1 protein-coding gene and 1 pseudogene are annotated in these 1339 nt (G+C 68.0%); both read right to left on the bottom strand.

The annotated features are described in order from the left end of the window. Nucleotides 1-431: 431 nt before the first annotated feature. Complete coding sequence (locus tag ACFQ7F_RS45895; protein WP_383285768.1) at nt 432-1124, bottom strand: AAA family ATPase; 693 nt, start codon at nt 1122-1124, stop codon at nt 432-434. Further along, nucleotides 1121-1339, bottom strand: a pseudogene (locus ACFQ7F_RS45890) (GntR family transcriptional regulator); the annotation flags it as partial. The pseudogene ACFQ7F_RS45890 and the gene ACFQ7F_RS45895, both read right to left, overlap by 4 nt.

Below are 1339 nucleotides of genomic sequence, written 5' to 3'. Positions count from 1 at the left end.
TGGCGCAGGGGCGGCCCTTAGCGTTACGGGGCTCGAGCGGTCATGGCGAACATGGTGGAGTCCTTCCGCCGGTTTCGGAAACCGGCGATGAGCTGGTAAAAGGCGGGCACGCGTTCGGTGATCGTGCAGCACGCCGGTGTGGTGTTGTACCGAGTTTCCGGCGCGAGTACACCGAGATCCCGTTCTCCGGGAGAGAACTTGCGAAGCCGTCCCGCCACGTGGGAAGCACGGGCCGCCGTCGGCGTGTCACCGTGTCCCTCTGGCCCACTGTCAGTGGGTACGCGTAGCCTGCTGACCATCGCAGGCACCTCCCATTCTGGTGCTTGATCGCGGCGCCGACCACCACAACCGGCGAGCGCGATCGACAGGCCCCCGCGGGGGCCTGTTTGCGTTTCGCGGGACATCTTCCTCCTTCCGGCGGTCACGCGGGGTCAGCTCGCCGATTCCGGAGTGTCGCTGCAGGCGAGGGCTCTAAGCACGGTCTCCGGTTGTCCGTCGTAGATCAGGTGAGGCTCGTCGGAGCTGGGCGCGGTGAAGCGGTTCGCATGGCGCTGCAGATCGTCCAGGCTGAAGTACATGGCGTTGGGATCGTCGAAGGTCGCCTCGTTGCGCTCCTTGATCCGCTCCCACAGGGCGTCGAGCTCTCCGGGGAGGTACACCAGCGTCACAGCGGCGCCGGCCTGCTCGCCCACTTCGCGCCACTCCTTGCGTTCCTCGCCCGTCCAGAACCCGTGGTCCATGGCCACGTCGCGACCTGCAGCCAGGGCGGCCCGCAGCTCAGTGGCGATCTGCGCGAGGATCGGACGTTCCCTGACGAGGTATGCCCCGCGCGGAAAGTCCCGCCCGTAGTGGCCGTGCTCCTGCCAGACCCGCTCGTCTGGGCACAGGCGCAGGAAGCCTTGGCGCTCCAGCTCGCGGGCGAGCGTTGTCTTCCCCGAGCCGGGGAGACCGGCCATCAAGACGAGCTTTGCCGGACCGCTTCGCCCCGTCAGTGTTCGCATGATCCGGGTGATCTCCGTCCTGCCGTCCGGGGCCAGGGGGCCGAGGCGCTGCGCCTGCAGAAGGGCACCGAGCCGGTGCTCCAACACTTGGGCGAGGGTGTCGTCGAGGGGCAGCGTGCTCATTCGCTGACTTCCTCTTTGGTCCATCGGCGACCGGGGCCGCCGATGTCGACGCCGTACTCGAGCGTCATGCCACTGGTGTCGACGATCCGGACCGTCAGCACGATGACAGCGGCCTTGGTGTCTTCGGGGATTTCGAGCGGCCCAGCGTCGGCGGCGGTGGTGATCCGACCCCACATGGAGCTGTACCGGCGGGCGACCGGGCGTCCGGTGTGGCG

Source organism: Streptomyces sp. NPDC056486, assembly GCF_042795295.1.
Lineage (GTDB): Bacteria > Actinomycetota > Actinomycetes > Streptomycetales > Streptomycetaceae > Streptomyces.
Note: the sequence above shows the minus strand (reverse complement) of the source record. Positions and strands in the feature narration are given on the sequence as shown.